This is a genomic window from Nocardioides carbamazepini, assembly GCF_024614185.1.
In the GTDB taxonomy this organism is placed as follows: domain Bacteria; phylum Actinomycetota; class Actinomycetes; order Propionibacteriales; family Nocardioidaceae; genus Nocardioides; species Nocardioides carbamazepini.
Map to the genome: position 1 here is coordinate 473,245 of NZ_JAHTLF010000013.1, position 21,173 is coordinate 494,417.

The 21,173-nt window shown below is 71.6% G+C and carries 19 protein-coding genes and 1 riboswitch; of the genes, 11 read left to right on the top strand and 8 right to left on the bottom strand.

The genetic code is table 11. The features are described 5' to 3' along the window. Positions 1-3: 3 nt before the first annotated feature. The 8 genes from hpf to ahcY all read right to left on the bottom strand — a co-directional run bounded on the left by hpf (position 4) and on the right by ahcY (position 8,705). The gene (hpf, locus tag KVF89_RS09155) at positions 4-630 is read right to left on the bottom strand and encodes a ribosome hibernation-promoting factor, HPF/YfiA family (protein WP_257425055.1); all 627 of its coding nucleotides are present in this window, start codon (positions 628-630) and stop codon (positions 4-6) included. 674 nt (positions 631-1,304) lie between these two features. Next, positions 1,305-2,039 carry a ComF family protein gene (locus KVF89_RS09160; protein ID WP_257425056.1) on the bottom strand — a complete coding sequence of 245 codons (735 nt, stop codon included), beginning with the start codon at positions 2,037-2,039 and terminating at the stop codon, positions 1,305-1,307. Between the two features lie 65 nt (positions 2,040-2,104). After that, a complete protein-coding gene (locus KVF89_RS09165; protein ID WP_257425057.1) occupies positions 2,105-3,880 on the bottom strand; it encodes an LpqB family beta-propeller domain-containing protein in 1,776 nt (591 codons plus the stop codon). Next, positions 3,877-5,559, bottom strand: coding sequence for an MtrAB system histidine kinase MtrB (mtrB, locus tag KVF89_RS09170; RefSeq protein WP_306809289.1), 1,683 nt, complete (start codon positions 5,557-5,559; stop codon positions 3,877-3,879). The genes KVF89_RS09165 and mtrB overlap by 4 nt, the downstream gene beginning before the upstream one ends. Positions 5,560-5,599: 40 nt before the next feature. Beyond that, positions 5,600-6,307 (bottom strand): MtrAB system response regulator MtrA, encoded by a 708-nt coding sequence (gene mtrA, locus KVF89_RS09175; RefSeq protein WP_257425058.1) that lies wholly within the window; start codon positions 6,305-6,307, stop codon positions 5,600-5,602. Positions 6,308-6,338: 31 nt separating this feature from the next. Further along, positions 6,339-6,770, bottom strand: a complete 432-nt coding sequence (locus KVF89_RS09180) for a PIN domain-containing protein (protein WP_257425059.1) — start codon at positions 6,768-6,770, stop codon at positions 6,339-6,341. Positions 6,771-6,775: 5 nt separating this feature from the next. Then, entirely contained in the window at positions 6,776-6,982 is a 207-nt protein-coding gene (locus tag KVF89_RS09185) for a type II toxin-antitoxin system VapB family antitoxin (protein WP_257425062.1), read from the bottom strand. Positions 6,983-7,247: 265 nt separating this feature from the next. Continuing rightward, complete coding sequence (ahcY, locus tag KVF89_RS09190) at positions 7,248-8,705, bottom strand: adenosylhomocysteinase (protein ID WP_257425066.1); 1,458 nt, start codon at positions 8,703-8,705, stop codon at positions 7,248-7,250. Positions 8,706-8,911: 206 nt separating this feature from the next. After that, positions 8,912-9,080, top strand: a riboswitch (FMN riboswitch). 52 nt (positions 9,081-9,132) lie between these two features. On the opposite strand from ahcY, the gene KVF89_RS09195 reads away from it, so the two are divergent. The 11 genes from KVF89_RS09195 to KVF89_RS09245 all read left to right on the top strand — a co-directional run bounded on the left by KVF89_RS09195 (position 9,133) and on the right by KVF89_RS09245 (position 21,171). Further along, positions 9,133-9,576: a 6,7-dimethyl-8-ribityllumazine synthase gene (locus KVF89_RS09195; protein ID WP_257425067.1), complete on the top strand. Its 444-nt coding sequence runs from the start codon at positions 9,133-9,135 to the stop codon at positions 9,574-9,576. A 154-nt stretch (positions 9,577-9,730) separates the two neighbouring features. Beyond that, entirely contained in the window at positions 9,731-11,857 is a 2,127-nt protein-coding gene (locus KVF89_RS09200) for a hydantoinase/oxoprolinase family protein (protein WP_257425068.1), read from the top strand. After that, the gene (locus KVF89_RS09205) at positions 11,857-14,070 is read left to right on the top strand and encodes a hydantoinase B/oxoprolinase family protein (protein ID WP_257425072.1); all 2,214 of its coding nucleotides are present in this window, start codon (positions 11,857-11,859) and stop codon (positions 14,068-14,070) included. Before KVF89_RS09200 ends, KVF89_RS09205 begins: the two co-directional genes overlap by 1 nt. Further along, the gene (locus KVF89_RS09210) at positions 14,070-14,885 is read left to right on the top strand and encodes a DODA-type extradiol aromatic ring-opening family dioxygenase (protein WP_257425073.1); all 816 of its coding nucleotides are present in this window, start codon (positions 14,070-14,072) and stop codon (positions 14,883-14,885) included. Before KVF89_RS09205 ends, KVF89_RS09210 begins: the two co-directional genes overlap by 1 nt. Continuing rightward, positions 14,882-15,166: a hypothetical protein gene (locus KVF89_RS09215; RefSeq protein WP_257425074.1), complete on the top strand. Its 285-nt coding sequence runs from the start codon at positions 14,882-14,884 to the stop codon at positions 15,164-15,166. Before KVF89_RS09210 ends, KVF89_RS09215 begins: the two co-directional genes overlap by 4 nt. After that, entirely contained in the window at positions 15,159-16,751 is a 1,593-nt protein-coding gene (locus tag KVF89_RS09220) for a sugar ABC transporter ATP-binding protein (protein WP_257425075.1), read from the top strand. Before KVF89_RS09215 ends, KVF89_RS09220 begins: the two co-directional genes overlap by 8 nt. Beyond that, positions 16,748-17,716 carry an ABC transporter permease gene (locus KVF89_RS09225; protein WP_257425076.1) on the top strand — a complete coding sequence of 323 codons (969 nt, stop codon included), beginning with the start codon at positions 16,748-16,750 and terminating at the stop codon, positions 17,714-17,716. The genes KVF89_RS09220 and KVF89_RS09225 overlap by 4 nt, the downstream gene beginning before the upstream one ends. A gap of 53 nt (positions 17,717-17,769) precedes the next feature. Further along, positions 17,770-18,720, top strand: a complete 951-nt coding sequence (locus KVF89_RS09230; RefSeq protein WP_257425077.1) for a sugar ABC transporter substrate-binding protein — start codon at positions 17,770-17,772, stop codon at positions 18,718-18,720. Positions 18,721-18,731: 11 nt separating this feature from the next. After that, a complete protein-coding gene (locus tag KVF89_RS09235; RefSeq protein WP_257425079.1) occupies positions 18,732-19,541 on the top strand; it encodes an IclR family transcriptional regulator in 810 nt (269 codons plus the stop codon). Continuing rightward, positions 19,538-20,317, top strand: a complete 780-nt coding sequence (locus KVF89_RS09240) for a dienelactone hydrolase family protein (RefSeq protein ID WP_257425080.1) — start codon at positions 19,538-19,540, stop codon at positions 20,315-20,317. Before KVF89_RS09235 ends, KVF89_RS09240 begins: the two co-directional genes overlap by 4 nt. After that, positions 20,314-21,171, top strand: coding sequence for an alpha/beta fold hydrolase (locus tag KVF89_RS09245; RefSeq protein ID WP_257425083.1), 858 nt, complete (start codon positions 20,314-20,316; stop codon positions 21,169-21,171). Before KVF89_RS09240 ends, KVF89_RS09245 begins: the two co-directional genes overlap by 4 nt. Positions 21,172-21,173 lie beyond the last annotated feature (2 nt).

Below are 21,173 nucleotides of genomic sequence, written 5' to 3' on the forward strand. Positions count from 1 at the left end.
GCCTCAGCCGTCGTTGCTCCCGAGGTCGAGCGAGATGACCCCGTAGTCGTAGCCGCGGCGCCGGTAGACCACGGCCGGCCGCTCGCTCTCCTTGTCGACGAACAGGTAGAAGTCGTGACCGACCAGCTCCATCTCGTAGAGCGCCTGGTCGAGGGTCATCGGGGCGGCCGGGTGCGTCTTCTCCCGCACCACCAGCGGACCGTCACCGGTGACCGTGATCGGGCCGACCTGACGCTCGATGGCGACGTCCTCCTCCGCCTCCTCGACCACGGTGGCCGGGACGTCGGAGAGGGCCCGGCCGACCGAGACCGGCGTACGACGGCCGCGGTGCACCCGCCGCCGGTCGGCCGCCTTGCGCATCTGGGCGGCCATCTTGTCGAGGGCGAGGTCGAGCGCGCCCATCTTGTCGTCGGCGGCGGCCTCGGCCCGGATCACCGGTCCCTTGGAGAAGGCCGTGAGCTCGACATGGACGGCCTGGTCGTGCTGGCGCGGGTTGGGTTCGCTGTCCACCTCCACATGAACCCGGATGATCCGGTGATCGTGCTTCTCCAGCTTGGCGAGCTTCTCCGCGGCATGCTCCCGGAACCGGTCCGAGATCTCGCAGTGCCGTCCGGTGACCACAACATCCATCAGTTACCTCCAAGGGAATTTCGGCGTGATGGGTTCTCCTGCCACGCAGGCAGGAAGTGCGAGTGCTGGCACGTCTCTCGACCAGCAAGGGGTGAAGACAGGTCGCTCGCGCCCCCGAAGCCCGCGAAGGCCACGGCGGGAACGCTGGGCGAGGAGGCGCAGGGAGCGAGGAACGAGCGACCGGAGCCGACGAGACCGGCGCTTTCCGCCGTGCCGAAGGCTTGCCGCCAGGCGGGCTCAGCCCCGTGCGAGACACGACCGCGCGCGCGGCAGCGCGGCGCGAGGGACGAGCGACGCGCTCGCGCAATCAAACGCAGTGGAGCCCGCCCGGCCGACCTGGTCTTCGTCCCCACACCCGCCTGCTGAGGCTTCCGCAGCTTGTTGCCACTACCGGCCTTCTCCCGGGACCGGACGCATCTGACGTCCGGACCGAGGCAGGGCTTACGACTAAGCCGCACCGTGATCACCACGCACGGGGGCTCCGCCCCCGTGGACCCCCGGAGGGCACCTCGAGGACTGCCGTCCGTACGTGACTTACGTGGACCGTTTCGCCTGCGACTGGCATCGGCTTGCCGCACCCGATCGGGCTCGCGCCCGGTCCGAGCGACGCAACCACGGACCCGGGCGGACTCCATGACCAGACGTTAGTCCGTCGCTGGTGACGACGAAAGGCCTCACCGGAAGTTCGGGCCCGGGACACCGCTCCTTGCGTCATCCGACCTCCTCCTCGTGGCAGCGACCACCGCCCCCGCGAGCACCGGAACGCCCGCCGCCTCGAGGGCGCGCTGGGCCTCGCGCAGAGTGGCGCCGGTCGTGAGCACGTCGTCGCACACGACGACGTGGGCGCGCGGGCAGCGCCGCGCGAGCCGTCGTACGGCGGCCGCGGGAGCCGTCATCGAGCCGGCCAGGTTGGCGGCCCGGCCGGCCGCGTCGAGACCGGCCTGGTCGACGACGCCCGGCCGGAGGCGGAGCAGCCGGGCGGTCACCACGCCCGTCCCGCGCGCCCGCGCGGCGGCCCGGGTCAGGGTCAGTGTCGGGTCGTGGCCGCGCTGCCGCACGACCGCGGGGCGGGACGGCACCGGGACCAGGACGACGGGCCCGGACGTCACCGCGCCGGCTGCGCCCGCGACCGACACCGCCAGGAGCTCCCCGAGAGGGGCGGCGAGGGCGAGGACCCGCCGCTCCTTGTGGGCGAGGACGAGCGCGCGCAGGACACCTGCGTACTCGCCGGCGGCGTACGGCGGCACCAGCCCGTCGGGGCAGGGCGTCGGCCGGCGCAGGCCGGCCTCGGCGGGCAGGCCGGCGCGGCACGCGCCACACAGGGGCCGCCCTGGCCGCTCGCAGCCCACGCAGCGCGAGCCGAGCACCAGGTCGACGAAGCCGTCGGCAAGGGTCGGCAGCGTTCTCATCCACGCCACCCCAGCAGGGCGTCCCCGGACGAGCAACCGCGCGGTCCACGCCTGTGGAGAACAGGTCAGCCCGCGTAGTCGAGCTGGGTCAGCCCCTCCGGCTCGACGGGATGCCGCTCCTGGCGGACGACATCGACGTACTGGTCGGCGTACACGGCCAGCATCGGGGCGTCCTCGACCGGCGTCGCCGCTAGGCCGCGGACCTTGCCGGTGACGATGGTCGACAGCACGTCGACGCCGACCGTGGCGCCGTCGGCGGCGACGACATCGACCTCGTAGAGGCTGTCGGGCGCGGTCGCGGTGAGCAGGCCGAGCCGGATCGGGCCGTTCCAGGCGAGATCGGTGATGTGGCTGTCCTCGGCCTCGCGGACCACGAACGGCCGCCGGACCCGTTGGACCTGGCCCCGGCCGCCGATCAGGACCCGGGCCCCGACCACCTGGTCACCGCCCTCAGGGGTGCGGACGATCCCCACGAGGCGGGTGCCGTCGCGGCTCACGACGAGCCCCCGGGCGCGGGTGCCGGTGATCCCGGGCACCCGCACGGCGCGGACCACGTCGTCGTCCTGCTCGTCGTACAGCCACACGACCGCCCCGCCGGGGCGCCGCTCGAGCACCCAGAGCCGGTCGGCGTGGTCGAAGGTGGGCCGGGTGTAGTTCCCGCCGGACAGCAGGGTCTGCGCCGCCGGCTCGGAGGCCGACTGCTGCACGCGGGCCAGCCGGACCCGGCGGCCGCCGAGGTCGACCGCGGCGGCCCGCTGGTTGTCGAGCGTGACCGCGACGGAGCCGAGTCCGGCACCCTCGTCGCCGAAGACGCCCGTCACCGGCGCGAGGTCCCCGTCCCCGCTGCCGGCGACCAGACGTCCCTGGCTGACGCCGAAGAGAGTCCGGCCACCACCGGGGCCGGCAGGTCCGAGCACCGCGGCCGCTTCGACGGAGTACTGCGAGACACCGCCCGGGAGGGGCAGGTCGGTGCCGTCGATGCTGACCCGCAGCGCGGTGACGGACGGGTCCTGGCGTAGGGTCCACGCCAGCTGGGCGAGCATCAGCTCGGCCTGCTGAGCGGTGATCGCCTGGGGCTCCCCCACCAACGCGATGTCGGCGACGCCGGCGTCGCTCACCGGCACGGACAGCCCGACGGTCAACCCGGACGGCAGGAACGAGCGCACCACGCCCCGGGCCCGCGGCGGCGGCCCGGCGAGCAGGGCCGAGACCAGGCTGGTCGCCAGCTGGTCGCCCTCGGGCACGAAGACCGGCTCGGGGACGAGGATCTGCGCGATCGGGTCGAAGTAGTAGAGCGAGACCTGACGGTGACGCTGCCGGAACCATCCCGCGGGTACGACGAGCGCGTCCGGCGGGTCGGCGATCCGGTACTGCCCGTCCTCGATGCTCACCCGGAAGTCCACGGTGAGCTCGTCGGTCCCCATCGCCCCCCGCCACGCTCCGACGGCGTCGAGCCGGTCCGCGGCGGTCAGCCGGACCGAGACCGTGCCCGCGCTCTCCTGCACGGGCAGGGAGTCGCTGTAGATGATGGTCTCCTGCTCCGGGTCCCAGCCGGCGGCGGCCTCCTCGGTGAGGTACTCCTTGGCGACGCTGGTCTGCACCGGCCAGGCGGTCATCGCGTCCAGGAATCCGGCGACCACCTCGGTCCGCGACGCCCCGGAGAGCGGCGGCCGGGCGTCGATGTCACTGGCACGACGGGTCGCGCCCTGGTCGGCGCCACTGCCCTCGACCACCGGTCCCGACGTCGGCAGCGACGTGCAGCCGGCCAGCACGAGGGCCGGCACGGCGACCAGCACCGGGCCCACCCGGGCGACCTTCCGGCGCAACGCCGCGGGGGTCATCGTCCCTCCTCCGGCCCCGGGACGACGCCACCCCGCCCGACCACGACCGCAGCGTCGCTCGACGCGGCGTCCTCCGGCACCAGGGGCAGCGGGCTGTGGCGCAGCGTTCCGCCGGCGTGCCGTGGCACGGTGAGGCGGAACTGGGCGCCCTGCCCGGTCCGGCCCCAGGCCTGGAGCCAGCCGCCGTGCAGGTGGGCGTCCTCCTGGGCGATCGCGAGCCCCAGCCCGGTCCCGCCGCTGGTCCGGGTACGGGCCGGGTCGGAGCGCCAGAACCGGTTGAACACCATCGAGGCCTCGCCCGGCGCGAGGCCGATGCCGTGGTCGCGCACCGTGATCGCCGCCGACTCCTCGTCGGAGGCGAGCCGCACGATCACGGCTTCGGTGGGATCGTCGGCCAGCGCGTGGTCGATGGCGTTGGTGACCAGGTTGCGCACGATCCGCTCGATGCGCCGCACGTCGACATCGGCCCGGACCGCGACGTCCGGCTCCTCGACGAGCACCCGCACACCCCGCTGGTCGGCCAGCGGGCGCGCTGCCTCGACGACCCGGCGGACGAGGTCGCCGAGGTTGACGTTCTCGGTGGCGAGGACCGCGGCACCCGCGTCGAACCGGCTGATCTCCAGCAGGTCGACGAGGAGGTTCTCGAACCGGTCGAGCTCGGCCTGCATCAGCTCGGCGGAGCGGGCGGTGGCGGCGTCGAAGCTCTCCCGGGCGTCGTGGAGCACGTCGGAGGCCATCCGGACGGTCGTCAGCGGGGTGCGCAGCTCGTGGGAGACGTCGGACACGAACCTGCGCTGGACCCAGCTCAGCTCCTCCAGCTGGCGGATCTGACGCTGGAGGCTGGTCGCCATCTGGTTGAAGGAGTACGCCAGGCGGGCGATGTCGTCCTCACCGCTGACCTGGAGCCGCTCCTGGAGCCGGCCGGCGGCGAGCCGTTCGGCCACCTCCCGGGCCATCCGGATCGGGCTGACCACCTGTCGGGTCACCAGCCAGGTCACGCCGGCGACGAGCACGAGGAGGAGCCCCGCGGCGGTCAGCAGCGCCCGGGTCACCAGGTTGAGCGTCTCCTGCTCCTCCGCGAGCGGGAACAGGAAGTAGAGCGTGTAGGTCTGCCCGTCCGACGGCAGCTGCACCTGCGATCCGACGACGATCCCCGGCTCGCTCGTGGTGCGGGCGTCCGCCCCCGTGCCGGTCGAGCGGACGATCTCGGTGTAGGTCCACGCCGTCGCGCGCAGCCGCCCGTCGAAGTGCTCCTCGAGCGAGGCGGGGACGCTGGCCAGGTCCAGGCCGCTGGTGTACTCACCGCCACCGGTCCGCAGCGGCGGCCCCTCCTCCTCGGGGCCGGCCAGCACGACGGCGTACCCGCGACTGTCCCCCCGCTCGATGATCGGGTCGACCAGGTCACGCTGCTGTCGGCCGGCGTTCCCCTCCCGTCCCGAGGCCGCCTCCAGGCGGTCCTGGGCGTCGGTGACCTCCGCGTCCACCTCCCCGAGCACGACGTCGACCCGGTGGCGCAACAGGCCCTCGCGGGTCTGTTGCAACAGGATCCAGCCGACGCCGCTGACGACCACGGCGGACAGCACCACGGTGCTCACCACGACCCGCGCCTGGATCGAACGGCGCCAGAAGGTCAGGGCGCGACGCAGCCGCGGCGCCAGCCAGGCCCAGCACCGGCGCAGCCCCGCAAGCCCGCGGCGGCCGAGCCGGGCCGCCGCGGGCCTATCCGGAGCCGGCCTTGTAGCCGACACCACGCACCGTCAGTACGATCTCCGGATGCTCCGGGTCGTGCTCCACCTTGGATCTCAGCCGCTGCACGTGCACGTTGACCAGACGGGTGTCCGCGGCATGCTGGTAGCCCCAGACCTCCTCGAGCAGCACCTGACGGGTGAAGACCTGCCCCGGCTTGCGGGCCAGGCAGAGCAGCAGGTCGAACTCCAGCGGCGTCAGGAAGATCTCCCGGCCGTCCCGGGTCACCGCATGCCCGGCGACGTCGATCTCGAGGTCACGGATGGTGAGCGTCTCCTGCGGCACGGCCTCGGTGCGGCGTACCCTCGCGCGGATCCGGGCGACCAGCTCCTTGGGCTTGAACGGCTTGACGACGTAGTCGTCCGCCCCTGACTCCAGCCCGACGACGACGTCGACCGTGTCGCCCTTGGCCGTCAACATGACGATGGGGACGCCGGACTCGGCCCGGATCTCCTTGCACACGTCGATGCCGTCCCTGCCCGGCAGCATCAGGTCGAGCAGCACCAGGTCGGGCCGGTAGTCCCGGAACGCCGCGAGCGCCAGGTCGCCGCGCGGGCAGACCCGGCTCTCGAAGCCCTCCTGGCCCAGCACGATGCCGAGCATCTCCGCCAGCGGCGCGTCGTCGTCGACGACGAGGACGCGTCCCCGGGTCGGGTACGGCGCACTGGTGGGCGGGGTCATGAACGCGATCCTACTGATCGGTCTCGCCGTCTCATGCGACCGAGCCGGACGGGACGATCCATCGCGCGCGCAGGTCGGGACGGACACGGGCCACATGGTCGAAATCAGCGTCGTAGTGCACGACGGTGACTGCTTGATCGCCACGCGAGTGCCGCAGCGCGGTCGCCGCGATCTGAAGATCGCTCACCCCCACGGACCGCCCCGTCCCCGCATGGAAGAGCAGGCTCTGGAGGTCGACGGCGATGCGGGCGACCTCCCCGTCGGGCGCCAGGAAGACCTTTCCGCGCTGATTGCCGTCGAGAATGATGCGGTGGTCCGCTGCACTCCGGGCCGAGTAGCACTCTTCCAGCACCTGCGGCAGACAACTCGCCAGCTGCCCCGTCGCGAGGAGCACTGCCACCGCCTCGGCGACCGCCGGAGCGCGATGGACGCGTTGGGCGACGGAGTTGTCGAGCAGATACAACTGCCTCATCGCTGAGCTTGATCGACGACCTCCGGGTCATCGAGGCTACTGGCGACACCCTCCTGCAACCGCTCGAGATAGTCGAGTGCCCGCGCCTTGCGGACCGCCTGCTCCAGCGCCTCGGTCACGGTGCCTCGCTTCGTCGTCTGACCGGTCGCCAGCATCGCGTCTGCCATCAGACGCTCGTCCACCTCGATCAACGTCTTCGCCATCGGCCCGCCTTCCAAGGAGATATCCTTTTTCTGCCGCGAGTATATCTCGGCAGCCCGGAGCACACGAGCCCCGCACCCAGGCGGGTACGGGGCTCGCGAACGGCCAGCTTCTGCTACGTCAGGCGTGCGACGCGACGCCCGCCCTGTCGCCAGCTACGCGCGAGCTGCCAACTACGCACGGGCGGCCAGCACGCATGTCTTGCCGCCAGGCCAAGCCTGGACCTACGCAACACGACCGCGTGCGCGGCAGCGCGGCGCTCGCGCCTCAGTAGCGGTAGTGGTCGGACTTGAACGGGCCCTCGACCGGGACACCGAGGTAGTCGGCCTGGGCCTGGGTGAGCTCGGTGAGCTCGACGCCGATGGCGTCGAGGTGCAGCCGGGCGACCTCCTCGTCGAGGTGCTTCGGCAGCACGTAGACGCCGATCGGGTACTCCTCGAGCTTGGTGAAGAGCTCGATCTGCGCCAGCACCTGGTTGGTGAACGAGTTCGACATGACGAACGACGGGTGGCCGGTCGCGTTGCCCAGGTTCAGGAGCCGTCCTTCGGACAGCACGATGACCTTCTTGCCGGCCCCGCCGTCGGACGAGGGGAAGATCCACTGGTGGACCTGGGGCTTGATCTCGTCCTTGACGATGCCCGGGATCTTCGCGAGGCCGGCCATGTCGATCTCGTTGTCGAAGTGGCCGATGTTGCCGACGATCGCCTGGTGCTTCATCCGCTCGAAGTGCTCGACCCGGATGATGTCGAAGTTGCCGGTCGTGGTGATGAAGATGTCGGCGAAGTCGACGACCGACTCGAGGCGCTTGACCTCGTAGCCGTCCATCGCCGCCTGCAGCGCGCAGATCGGGTCGATCTCGGTGATGATCACGCGAGCGCCCTGGCCACGCAGCGACTCGGCGGAGCCCTTGCCGACGTCGCCGTAGCCGCAGACGACGGCGGTCTTGCCCGCGATCATCACGTCGGTGCCACGGTTGATGCCGTCGATGAGCGAGTGGCGGCAGCCGTACTTGTTGTCGAACTTCGACTTGGTGACCGAGTCGTTGACGTTGATGGCCGGGAAGAGGAGCGAGCCGGCCTTGAAGCGGTCGTAGAGACGGAGGACACCGGTGGTGGTCTCCTCGGTGACGCCCTTGATGCCGGCGCCGATGTTCGTCCAGTACGTCGGGTCGTTGTCGACGGAGCGGGCGAGGACCCGGAGGACCTCCTTGAACTCCTCGTTGTCCGTGGAGTCCTGGCCCGGGACAGCGCCGGCCTTCTCGAACTCGGTGCCCAGGTGGACGAGCATGGTGATGTCGCCACCGTCGTCGAGGATCATGTTCGGGCCGATGGCGTTGCCCTCGGCGTCCTTGAACTGGAAGACCTTCTCGGCCTCGTCCCAGTACTCCGCCAGGGTCTCGCCCTTCCAGGCGAAGACGGGCGTGCCGGCGGGCGCCTCGACGGTGCCGTCCTTGCCGACGACGACGGCCGCGGCGGCGTGGTCCTGCGTCGAGAAGATGTTGCAGGTCGCCCAGCGGACGTCGGCACCGAGAGCGGTGAGCGTCTCGATCAGCACGGCGGTCTGGATGGTCATGTGCAGGGAGCCGGCGACGCGGGCGCCCCGGAGCGGCTGGTCGGCGCCGTAGCGGGCGCGCATCGCCATCAGGCCGGGCATCTCGTGCTCGGCGAGCTCGATCTCCTTGCGGCCGTACTCGGCCAGGCTCAGGTCAGCAACCTTGTAGTCCATGAATGATCCTCGAGGTTCGAGTGTCGTGTGACAGCTGGGTCCTGCGGCGCATCTGCGCATCGTCGGGATCTCCCGCGCATGACGTAGGACACCTTACAAGCGGGGTCCGGGGCCGGGGGAATCATCGGAGACCATCTCCGTCCGCGCCCGGCCGGCAGCCGGCGGACATGCCGCCCCGAGCGGGGCGTGGCCGCTACCCTGCTGTCGTACGTTCTCAGGGCGGGGTGGAACTCCCCACCGGCGGTGAGGGCGTCCCGGCGGATCCGGGGCGGCCGAGCCCGCGAGCGCCGGATCGGTCCCCACGACCGGTCCGGGTCAGCAGATCCGGTGCGACTCCGGAGCCGACGGTCACAGTCCGGACGGAAGAGAACGCGGCGGGCCTCGTGCGCGTCGTCACGCCCTGGGTGACACGCGAACAGGAGAACCCATGTCACCCATCGCCCCACGCGTCGCGGTCGTCGCGGCCCGTTGGCACGCCGACATCGTCGACGTCGCCGTCACGACCTGCACGGACGAGCTCGAGCAGCGCGGCTACACGGTCGACGTGGTGCACGTGCCCGGTGCGTTCGAGATCCCGCTGCAGGTACGACGCCGCGCGCTGTCCGGGCAGTACGTCGGTGTCGCGGCGGCGGCCCTGGTCGTCGACGGCGGCATCTACCGGCACGACTTCGTGGCGTCGTCGGTGGTGGACGCGCTGATGCGGGTGCAGCTCGAGACCGACGTGCCGGTCTTCTCGGCGGTGCTGACGCCGCACCACTTCCACGAGCACGACGAGCACACGGGCTACTTCCGCCGTCACTTCGAGACGAAGGGGCGCGAGCTCGCCCACGCCATGGACGCGACGGTCAGCCTTCCCCTCGTCGGAGGCTGACGCTCCTCGCGGACAGGAGGCGCCGTCGCGTTCGACGAGGTCCATTTTCGGCATGATCGGGTCCTAACTTTCCGCAGTGCGGAATGTGCCTTGTGTCACACCACCGCCGGATCCCAGGGTTGGCAGCACTTTCCCGACCACGAGAGATCCCGCCTTGACCTCCTCCGCGCAGCCCTTCGACGGCTACCTCATCGGCACCGACATCGGCGGCACCTTCACCGATCTGGTGCTCCTCGAAAGCGGTCGCCGTCCTCGACTGTTCAAGTCGCCGACGACCCCCCACGACCGCTCCGAGGGCATCATCGACGCCCTCGAGCTCGCCGCCACGTCGGTCGGCACGACGCTCCCCCGGTTCGCCTCCCAGATCCGCTACTTCGCGCACGGGACGACGGCGGCCACCAACGCGCTCATCGAGCGCAAGGGCGCCGCGACCGGCCTGCTCACCACCGCAGGATTCGCGGACACCATGCTCATCCAGCGCAGCATGACCTCCTGGGTCGGCATGGGCTCCGCGACCGGTCACTACAGCCGCCGCCGCAACCCCGAGCCGATCGTCGGGCGCGACGCGATCGTCGAGGTCCCCGAGCGCGTCGACGCCGCCGGAACCGTGCTGGTGGCCCTCGACGAGGACGAGGTGCGCTCCGCCCTCCGGCGGCTTCGGGCGGCCGGCGTCCAGGCCCTCGCCACGTCCTTCCTGTGGTCCTTCCTCAACCCGCGAGCGGAGCTCCGGGTGCGCGAGATCGTGGAGGAGGAGTGGCCGGAGGTCTACCTGACCCTCTCCCACGAGATCTCCCCCGTGATCGGGGAGTACGAGCGCACGGCGACGACGGTCGTGAACTCCTACCTCGGTCCCGTCATCCGCGACTACATGGAGAACCTCGAGGGGCGCCTGCACGCGACCGGCTTCGACGGCGAGCTCTCCGTGATGGACTCCGGGGGCGGCGTCATGCGGGCCAGCGACGCCGCCCGCCGCTCCGCCTCGCTGCTCACGTCCGGACCGGCAGGCGGCGTCCTCGCGACGGCGAGGGTGGCCGACGCCATGGGCTTCTCCAACGTGATCACGAGCGACATGGGCGGTACCAGCTTCGATGTCGGCCTGATCCTGGACGGCGAGCCGCTCGTCGAGCGCCAGAGCGAGGTTGGCAACTACCACCTCGCGATCCCCCGCATCAAGGTCACCGCCATCGGCGCCGGAGGCGGGTCGATCGCGTGGGTCGACGAGGTCGGCGCACTCGTCGTCGGCCCGGAGAGCGCGGGCTCGGTCCCGGGGCCGGCCTGCTACGGCCGCGGCGGAGTGCGCCCCACCGTCACCGACGCCGACGTCGTCCTCGGCATCATCGACCCGGACTACTTCCTCGGCGGTCGCATGACGCTGGACAGGCACCTCGCCGAGGAGGCCATCCGCGAGCACATCGCCGATCCGCTCGGCATGAGCGTCGAGGAGGCCGCGCTCGGCATCCGGACGGTCGCCGACAACCAGATGGCCGACCTGCTGCGCAAGGTCACGGTCGAGCAGGGCCGCGATCCCCGCGACTTCGTGGTCTTCGCGTACGGCGGCGCGGGTCCCACCCATGCCTGTGCCTACACCCAGGCCGCGGGCATCAACACCCTCGTGGTGCCGCCGACCTCGACCGTGCACTCGGCCTACGGCACCGTGACGGCCGACCGGTTCCGTGCGCTGCAGGCGACCGACCCGCCGCGCACCCCGCCCGGAGCGGACGACCCGGCGAGCACCCTCGACCTCGACCGACTCAGGTCCACCCTCGCGGACCTGGCCGACCGCGTGCACGCCGACCTGGACCACGCGCCCGAGGTGCGGTTCGTGCGCTCGGTCCACCTGAAGTTCCGGCGCCAGACCCACGAGCTCCCTGTCGTGCTGCCGGACGGTGAGGTGACGGTCGACGTGATGCGCGCCGTCATCGAGGAGTTCTTCGAGACCTACGAACGGATCTACGGCAAGGGCACCGCGCTGCGCAGCGCGGGACTGGAGCTCAACACCCTGCGGGTCGAGGGACGGGCCGCGGTCGCGGCACTGGCGCCGTCCGCGCCGTTCGAGGCGGGCAGCCTCGACACCGCCCAGATCGGGACTCGCGACGTGGTGTTCGGCGAGGTCGGACGGGTCGAGGTGCCGGTCCACCGCGGCGAGCTGGTGGGCTCCGGCGCCCAGCTCGTCGGGCCCGCCGTCCTGGAGTTCGAGGGCACCACGATCGTCGTGGGCCCGGGCCAGGAGCTGACGGTCGACGCCAACGCCAACATCATCATCAACTGCAAGGGAAACTGATGGCCACCGACACCTCCACCATCGGCGCCGACCCGCGTGACGGCCTCGGCCACGACGTCGATCCCGTCACGTTCGAGGTCATCCGACACCGGCTGCTCGCGATCACCGACGAGCAGGGGGCGACGCTCGCCGCCATCTCCGGCTCGCCCCATGTGGTCAACGCCAACGACTTCAACGTCGGGCTCTACCTCCCGGACGGCTCCGTGGCCGCGATGGGACGCACGATCCTCCTGCACTCGGCCTCGATGGCGCTCATCACCCGCCACGTGATCGAGGACTGCGCGGAGGACCCCGGCATCCATCCGGGTGACATGTTCGTCGTCAACAACCCGTGGAAGGGCTCCATCCACGCGCAGGACATGGGCGTCGTCGCCCCCATCTTCCTCGACGGGGAGCTCGTCGCGTGGGCCGGCGCCATGTGCCACATGCCCGACGTCGGCGGCTCCCGTCCGGGCAGCTTCTGCAACGACGCCACGGAGTGCTACCAGGAGGGCCTCCAGCTGACGCCGACCAAGCTCGTGGAGGACGGGCGGATCCGCACCGACGTGTGGAACCTGATCATGGCCCACACCCGTGCCGCCCCCGCCGTCAACCTCGACCTTCGTGGTCTCATCGGCGCGAACAACACCGCCGTCCGCGCGATGACGCAGCTGGCGCAGCGCTACGGCGTGGACACCGTCAAGGCCGTCATGTCCGGCCTGATCGACCTCTCCGACCGCCGCCTGAGGAATCGGCTCCGCGAGCTCCCCGACGCGGTGATCCACAGCACCGCCTACCTGGACAACGACGGCGGCCTCGACGAGCTCTACGAGGTCGACCTCGTTCTGACCAAGACCGCCGATCGTCTGCACTTCGACTACTCGGGGTCGTCGCCGCAGGTCGAGGGCTACATCAACTGCACCTCTGCCGGCCTGATGGCCGGCATCAACGCGGCGCTGCTCCCCACCCTGGCCTACGACGCCCCGTGGAACGAGGGTCTCTTCCAGCCGGTCGAGGTGCATGCGCCCGAGGGCCTGATCTGCAATGCCAAGCGGCCGGCGGCCGTCTCCGGTGGCGCGCTCGAGGCGGGCTGGCTGGTCGAGATGACGGCGATCGAGGCGCTGTCGAAGCTGGTCGCGTGCTCCGACGACCTGATCGGCGAGGGGCAGGCAGCCCCGGCCGGGGGGCCCGATCAGTTCGTGCTCAGCGGCTGCAACGCACACGGCGACCCGTTCACCCACGTCATCCTCGACTGTCTCGCCACCGGTGGCGGTGCCTACGCCCACCGCGACGGCGTGTGGACCCAGGGTCAGCACAACATCGAGCGGCAGCGGATCTCCAACGCCGAGGACATGGAGCTGGAGACTCCGCTGCTCTACCTCGAGCGCCGCCTCGTGACCGACTCGGGCGGCGCCGGGGAGTTCCGCGGCGGTCAGAGCATGGGGTCCACCTTCCTCGTCCACCGCGGCACGGCGCTCAAGGCGATGTGCAACGGTCACGGCTGGGAGGCTCCGAACTCGACCGGGATCTTCGGCGGCTTCCCCGGCACGCAGAACATCCGCGAGCTGGTCGCCGGCTCCGACGTCCTCGACCAGTTCGCGGCCGGGCGCCATGTCGCCGACCTGGAGCAGATCCAGGGCGAGCGTCCCACCATGCACGGCCGACAGGGCGCCTTCTCGCTCCGAGACGGCGACGTCCTGTCCACGATCCACCAGTCGGGCGGCGGCTGGGGCGACCCGCTCGCCAGGCCCGCGGTCGCGGTCGCCGAGGACCTCAAGCACGGCGCCGTGTCCCCGCAGGCCGCGGTACGGCTCTACGGAGCCGTCCTCACCGGCGACGGCCGGGTCGACGAGAGCGCCACCGCCGCGCGCCGCGATCGGCTGCGTGACGACCGGCGGTCGTGGCCGGTGACCGCCCCCGCGACGCCCCGTCCCGAGGGAGCCCTGGACCGCGTCGCCCCGCTGGGGACGGCACTCGAGGTCCTGCGGGCAGCGGACGGGACCACCTACACCGCCTGCCGGTGCGGGAGCGTGCTGTCCCGCACGACCCGCCCCTGGCGGGCCCACGCGGGACAGCACGTCATCACCGACGTGCACGAGGTCAGCCTCGCGACCCGGCTCAACGCGAGCCTCGAGATCCGTCAGTACGCCTGCCCGGCCTGCGGCACGCTCTTGACCACCGACGTAGCGCGGCGCGGGGCGCCGGTCGCGCACGACGTGGAGGTGAGCATCTGATGGGCCGCCTCGTCTATGCGGGTGCGACGTCCCACGTCGGCGCCATCCTCAAGAACCCCGACGCCCACCCCGACCGCAACCAGGTCCTGACGGCGGCCTGGCAGACCATGACGCGCGACCTCGCGACGGCGGATCCCGATGTCGTCGTGGTCGTCGCGACCGACCACTACGAGACCTTCGGTCTCGAGCACTACCCGATCTTCTGCATCGGGTCCGCGGACAGCTACCCGGCATGGGGCGAGTACGGCAACCCCGCCGGGACCGTCCTCGGCTCGCCCGCGGCCAGTGACGAGCTGCATCGCCGGCTCGTCGTTGCGGGCTTCGACGTCGCTCGCGCCATGGAGATGCCGCTCGACCACTCGTTCATGGTTCCGATCCTGCGGCTGGGGATCGAGCACCGGGCGGTGGTCCCGTTCTTCGTCAACTGCAACACACCGCCGCTGCCGTCGCTGGTCAGGTGCCGCGACCTCGGCCGAGGGCTCCGCGCGGCGATCGAGCAGCTACCCGACGACGTCACGGTCGCCGTCGTCGCGACGGGCGGGGTGTCGCACTGGGTGGGCCTCCCGCAGTTCGGACAGGTCAACGAAGCCTGGGATCGCCGCTTTCTCGGCGCCCTGGAGCGAGGTGACGTCGACGAGGTGCTCGGGTGGGGCGACGAGCGGATCCTGGAGGAGGCCGGCAACGGCGCCCTGGAGATCCGCACCTGGCTGCTGGCGCAGGCGTGCGCAGGCGGTCGTGCCGACCTGCTCGGCTATGCCCCGATGCCCGACTGGGCGATCGGGATCGGTGTCGTCAGGATGGCGGTCGCGGCATGAGCGTCCTGGGCCTGACCAAGCTCGCTCGGGCTCTCGAGCACGAGGACGGTCTCCTGGAGCGCTTTCGCAGCGAGCCCGGTGCGGTCATGGACCGCTTCGTGCTCGACGACGCCGAGCGGGCATCGGTCCTCGCGCTCGACGCGAACGACCTCCGCGAGCGCGGCATGAATCCGGTGGCGCTCCGCAACCTGCTCGTCCTGCTCGGGGTTCCGCACGGGCAGATGTACGTCCACACGCAGGTCGGGATGCCGCCGCAGGGCAGGGACGCCCGCCATGGCTGAGCGTCCTCCGGTGGGCCTCGCCATGACCGCGACGGGCCCCGGCGAGCCGACCGCCCGCCCGCGGCCCGCACACCCGGACGCGACGTCCTCCGGCCGCCCGGCGACGCCAGCCCTGCGAATGCTGGGGATCGTCAAGTCGTACGGCGGGGCGACGGCGCTCGCCGGCGTCGACTTCGTGGCGCGGGCCGGGCGCGTCCATGCCCTCCTCGGCATGAACGGCGCCGGCAAGTCGACCCTCGTGCAGATCCTGAGCGGCGCCGTCGCGGCGGACGCCGGAGTCATCGAGGTGGGCGGGTCTCGCCTCACGCACCAGGGCCCGCGTGCCGCGCGGGCGGCCGGCATCGCCACGGTCTACCAGCGTCGCAGCCTCGTGCCCGCTCTCAGCGTCGCCGAGAACCTGCTGCTCGGCCGGCTCCCACGAGCTCGCGGGATCGTCGCCTGGCGCGAGATCCGGGAGCAGGGGGCGACGATGCTCACCGATCTGGGTCTGGACCTCGACCCCCAGATGCCGGTCCGCGCCCTCGGCCCGGGCAGCCAGACGCTCGTCGAGATCGCCCGCGAGTCCCACCGCGGCGGCCGGATCCTCATCCTGGACGAGCCCACCGCCTCGTTGGGCGGCCACGACGCCGCCCTCATCCACCGCCTCGTTCGCCAGCTCGCCGCGAACGGCACCAGCGTCGTCTACATCTCGCACCATCTCGACGAGGTGATCGGCCTCAGCGACGATGTGACCGTTCTCCGCGACGGCCGGGTCGTCCTGACCGCCGAGACGGCGAGCACCTCCGCAGCCGACATCGTCTCGGCCATGGTCGGCACGACGGTCGTCAACGACCGGCCCCCGCGGCCCGAGCGCCCCCACGTCCCCGTGCTCCGCATCGACGGGCTCTCCCGCCCGGGCCGGATCGCCGACCTGAGCGTGACGGTCGGCGCCGGAGAGATCGTGGCGGTCATCGGGCAGGCCGGCGACGGCCACGAGGAGCTCTTCCCGTTCCTCAGCGGCATGCGCAGGGGATACGACGGCACGGTGACCCTCCGCGACGAGCGGATCCGGCCCCATCAGGTCACCCGCTCGCTGAGGTCGGGCCTGCGATGCGTCACCGGCGACCGTCTGGGCACCGGCCTCGTCCCTCAGCTCAGCGTGGACGAGAACGTCACGGCGCTGCACCCGACGGCGCGCCGTCCGCTGATGCGCTGGGGCCACCTCCGCTCCCTGGCGGGCGAGGCCCGTTCGCGGTTCGGCGTCACGACCCTGCAGCCCAACCCGCCGGTGTCGGCGCTGTCGGGCGGCAACCAGCAGAAGGCGCTGCTGGCGAAGTGGCTCTCCGGCTCCTCCGTCAGCGCCTGCCTGCTCGAGGACCCGACCGGCGGCGTCGACATCCAGGCCAAGGCCGAGATCCACACGATCATCGAGGACCTGGCCGACTCCGGCATCGCGGTGCTCCTCGCCAGCTCGGACACCGACGAGGTCATGCGCCTCGCCGATCGCGTCGTCGTCGTCCGCGACGGCAGGGCGATCGCAGAACGAAGCGTCGACGACCTCACCCACGACGCTCTCACCCATCTCCTCCTGGGAGGCTCGCAGTGAACTCCATCAGCCTGAACAGGGCCACCCTCGGCCTTCCCCCGGCGCTCACCCGCCATGCCGGCCTGGCAGCCGTGCTCGTCCTCATCTGCCTCTATCTCTCGGTTCGCTCCGAGGTCTTCGCGACGACGCCCAACCTGGTCAACGTGCTGCGGCAGGTCGCCGTGATGGCCGTCCTGGCGGCGGGCCTGACCGTCCTCATGGCCGCCGGCGGGCTGGACTTCTCGCTCGGGAGCCAGGTGGCCGTGGTCGTCGCGGTGGTCGCGCGGCTCCTCGAGAGCGGCACCCATGTCGTCATCGCCAGCATCTGCGGCGTGCTGCTCGGCGCCACGTTCGGCCTGGTCAACGGGCTGGTCGTCACCGTCTTCAAGGTGGCGCCCTTCGTCACCACCCTCGCGACGGCGACGGTGCTGGACGGCGCCGCCCTGATCGCGATGAAGGGCCAGAGCGTGTCGGCCGGCGGCGCGCTCACCGACCTCGGCACCGGCGAGCTCCTCGGGATCCCCTACCTGCTGCTGATCGCCGTCCTCGTCATCGGCGGCGCCGCGGCGACCCTGCGCTGGACGCGGTTCGGCCGCGACGCGCTCGCCATCGGCGGCAACGCCGTCGCGGCCCGGCTGGGCGGCATTCCGGTACTCCGGCACACGGTCATGCTGTACGTCGCCAACGGCATGCTGGCCGGACTGGCCGGCATCATGCTCCTCTCCAGGCTGGGGGCCGCCAGTCCCGGGACGGCAGGCCTGCACCTCGAGCTGACCGTCGTCGCGGCCGTCGTGATCGGCGGAACCGCGCTGCACGGCGGCAACGCCACCGTCGCCGGAACCGTGCTGGGCGTCCTGCTCCTCGGGATCGTCGCGAACGGGATCAACCTGCTCCAGATCGACTCCTTCTACCAGTCGGTCGCCGTGGGCGTGGTTCTCCTCGTGGCCGCCGTCGTCAACCAGCTCCGACACCGCGGCCCGCACTGACCGGACGGCCGCACCTCGATCTCGGAACTCACCCAGCCCGAAAGGCAACCACCATGATGAAGTCCCGCATTCTCACCGCCGCCCTCGCCGCGACAGCGGCAACGACCAGCCTGGCCGCCTGCGGCTCGGGCTCGGACTCCGGCGACAGCGACGACGCCGCGTACGCCATCGGCTTCGTGAACGCCGACAGCCTCGACTTCCACCAGTGCCTCGAGGCGGGGATCGACGACCAGGCGCAGACCGTTCCCGTGGAGGTCGTGCACGCGAACTCGGCGCGGGACCCTGCCAAGGAGCAGGCGAACGTCGAGGACATGATCGTGCGGCAGGTCGATGCGATCGTGCTCCAGACCGTCAACATCGACTCGCTCGAGGGGGCCATCGCGAAGGCCGTCGCGGCCGACATCCCCATCTTCCTCACCTCCGTCGGAGGCCCCGACATGGCGGGGGTCGCGGGAGCCGAGCTGTCCGACGTCCAGCACACCGGCGAGGTCTCCGCCGAGTGGCTCAATGAGGACTCGGCGGGACAGGACGTGGACGTCGCCATCATCGCCGGAGCGCCTGGCGCGGCCTCGGACCTGTTCGTCGGCGGCTTCAAGTCCGCGCTCGGCCCCCATGCCACCGTCGTCTTCGAGCAGCCCGGCATGTTCCAGCGCGCGAAGGCACAGGAGGTCGCCGAGAACCTCCTGCAGTCCAACCCCGACGTCGACTACGTCTTCGTCCCCAACGAGGAGATGGGCTTCGGAGCGCTGACCGCGTTCGAGAACGCCGGTCGGTCCGACATCAAGATCATCACCAACGGCGGCACCGAGGACGGGCTGGAGGCCACCAGCGAGGGCCGCTTCGCGATGCTGGTCGCGAGCTCGCCGTACGAGCTCGGGGTGAAGGCGGTCAGCACCATGGTCGACCTGCTGGAGAACCCCACCGACGAGCCCGTCATCGGCCAGATCCCGACCACGGTGGTCACCAAGGACAACGTCGACGACGCACCCTCCTACTGCGGCTGAGGCTCATGAGCATGGAGAAGCCACCGGGAAGCTCGGTCCGCAGCGTGCAGTCGGTCGACCGTGCCGTCGACATCATGCTCGCCTTCACCGCCGCGCATCCTCAGCTGACCTTGCGGGACCTCGCGGACACCGTCGGGCTGCCGGCGTCGAGCACCCACCGCATCGCGCGCACCCTCGTCGAACGCGGCTTCCTACGCCAGGACGACTGGGGCAGCTACGCGCTCGGCTCCCGGCTGCTGGAGCTGGGAGGTCTGGTCTCGAACGCCGGCACGCTGAGCCGGGTGACGTCCGACGTCGTCCACACGATGGCCGAGACGACCGGCGAGACGATCCTGGTCGCCGAGGCCAACTGGATCGACAACACGGTCCTGATCACCCGCAAGATCGACTCGACGCACGTGCTGAGCGTCGCCTCCCCCGTCGGCAAGCGCTCGGGCATGGGCGGTGGGTGCATCGGCAAGGCGGTCCTGGCGGGCCTCCCGAGTGAGGAGGCGGAGATCCTCCTGCCGCGCATCCACCTGGTCCGCCGTACGCCCTCGAGTGTCGTCGGCACCGACCAGCTCGCCGAGCAGGTCGATCTGGCGCGGCGTCGTGGCTGGGCCTCGGAGAGCGACGAGTACATCCCGGGGGTCTCCGGCGTCGCGGTCCCCGTCACGCTCACCGCTCGTCCCATCGGCGCGGTCGCGGTCATCGTGCCGACGGCTCGGGGACAGGCGAAGCGCCTCGCCGAGCTCGGCAAGGCCCTCACCAAGCTCGTCGCGGCCGCGTCCAAGAAGGCTATCGACGACCTCGACACCGGATCAGCAAGGAAGAGCCCATGAACGTCAACCTCACCGACCATCGCGACGGGACCCGGGCGGGGTGGGTCCACTTCCGCTCGGGAGAGGAGCTGGTCCGCGGATACCTCGCGCTACCCGACGGCTCGAGCGGTGCCGGCCCCTACCCGGTGGTGGTCACCGCACACGAGAACCTCGGCGTCACGGCGCATCGGCAGGAGGTCACGCGGCGGCTGGCCGCCGAGGGCTTCGTCTCCCTGACCGTCGACCTGTTCAGCCGGCTGGGCGGCCTGCCACCCCAGAACTTCGCGAGCCAGGACGAGCGTCGTGCCCTCGCGTTCCTGGCCGCCCACGACGAGCGGGCGGTGCCGGACCTCCAGGCCGGGCTCGAGTTCGCCCGCTCGCTCGCGGCGGCCGATCCGCAGCGCGCGGGCGCGCTCGGGTTCTGCCTCGGCGGCGGCACGGTCCTCGCCTGGGGGACGGCGACCGACGACCTCGACGTCATCGTCTCCCTGTACGGCATCCCGATCCTCCCGGCCGAGTACTCGCCCACGGGTGAGCCGCTCTCTCGGCTGCCGCTGCTGGAGCGGTTGCGGGCGCCCGTCCAGTTCCACTTCGGGGGCAGCGACGAGGCCATCCCGGCCGAGCAGGTCGACGCCCTCGAGCGCACCCTCGCGACCGCGGCCAAGGGTGCCGAGCTCCACCGTTACGAGGGAGCGGGGCACGCCTACCACGACGACACGCACCCCAACTTCCATCGCCGCGCCGCCGACCTGACCTGGTCGCGGACCGTGCGACGGCTGCGGGAGTCGCTCGGGTGAGCATCTGGAACGACTACACGGGCTCGGAGGTGCGGATGGTCCGGTACGGCGGGATCCGCACCCGGACCGTCATCACCCCCGCACGCGTTGCCGACCACGGCGCGCCGCCGGTGCTCATGCTGCACGGCCGGGGCGGCCATCTGGAGTCCTTCCACCGCAACGTGCCGGCGCTCTCGGCCGGTCGCGCCCTGGTCTCGCTGGATCTCCTGGGGCACGGCCTGACCGAGCAGGCCGGCAGCCGGTACGACGTCGGCGAGATCGCCGACCACCTGGCCCACGCGATGACGAGCCTCGATGACGGGCGTGGCTTCGACGTCGTTGCGCAGTCGCTGGGCGCGTGGGCGGTCCTGCACCTGCTCGCCACCCGGTCCCCCAGCGTGCGGCGCCTGGCGCTCATCGAGCCCGCCGGCCTCCAGACCCACGCCGAGCGGATGAGCGACCCGCGGGTCCGGACAGCGACCGCCTCGGGCGGGCGGGCGTTCGACGACCCGAGCGCCGACAACGTCCGGCTCCGGTTCGCCCAGCTGCTCCACGATCAGGTCACCCTCGACGAGGAGCTGGTCGACCTGCGCCGGCGTCTCTACGCGCTGCCGGGCGCGGCGCAGGTCCATCGGGCCGTGCGCACCGCGGACAACGAGCCCCACGTGGTGCGGCCGGAGTCCCTCGTCCCCGCCGACCGCTCGATGCTGTTCCTGCGCGGCGAGCACGGCCACCTGCCGTCCGCGCTGCTGGACGACTTCGCCGGCCGGCTCCCGGACGCCCAGGTCGTGACGATCCCGGGGGCCAAGCAATGGCCGCACTACGAGCGGCCCGACCTCGTCAACACCCACCTCCTGCGACACCTCGAAAGGTGACC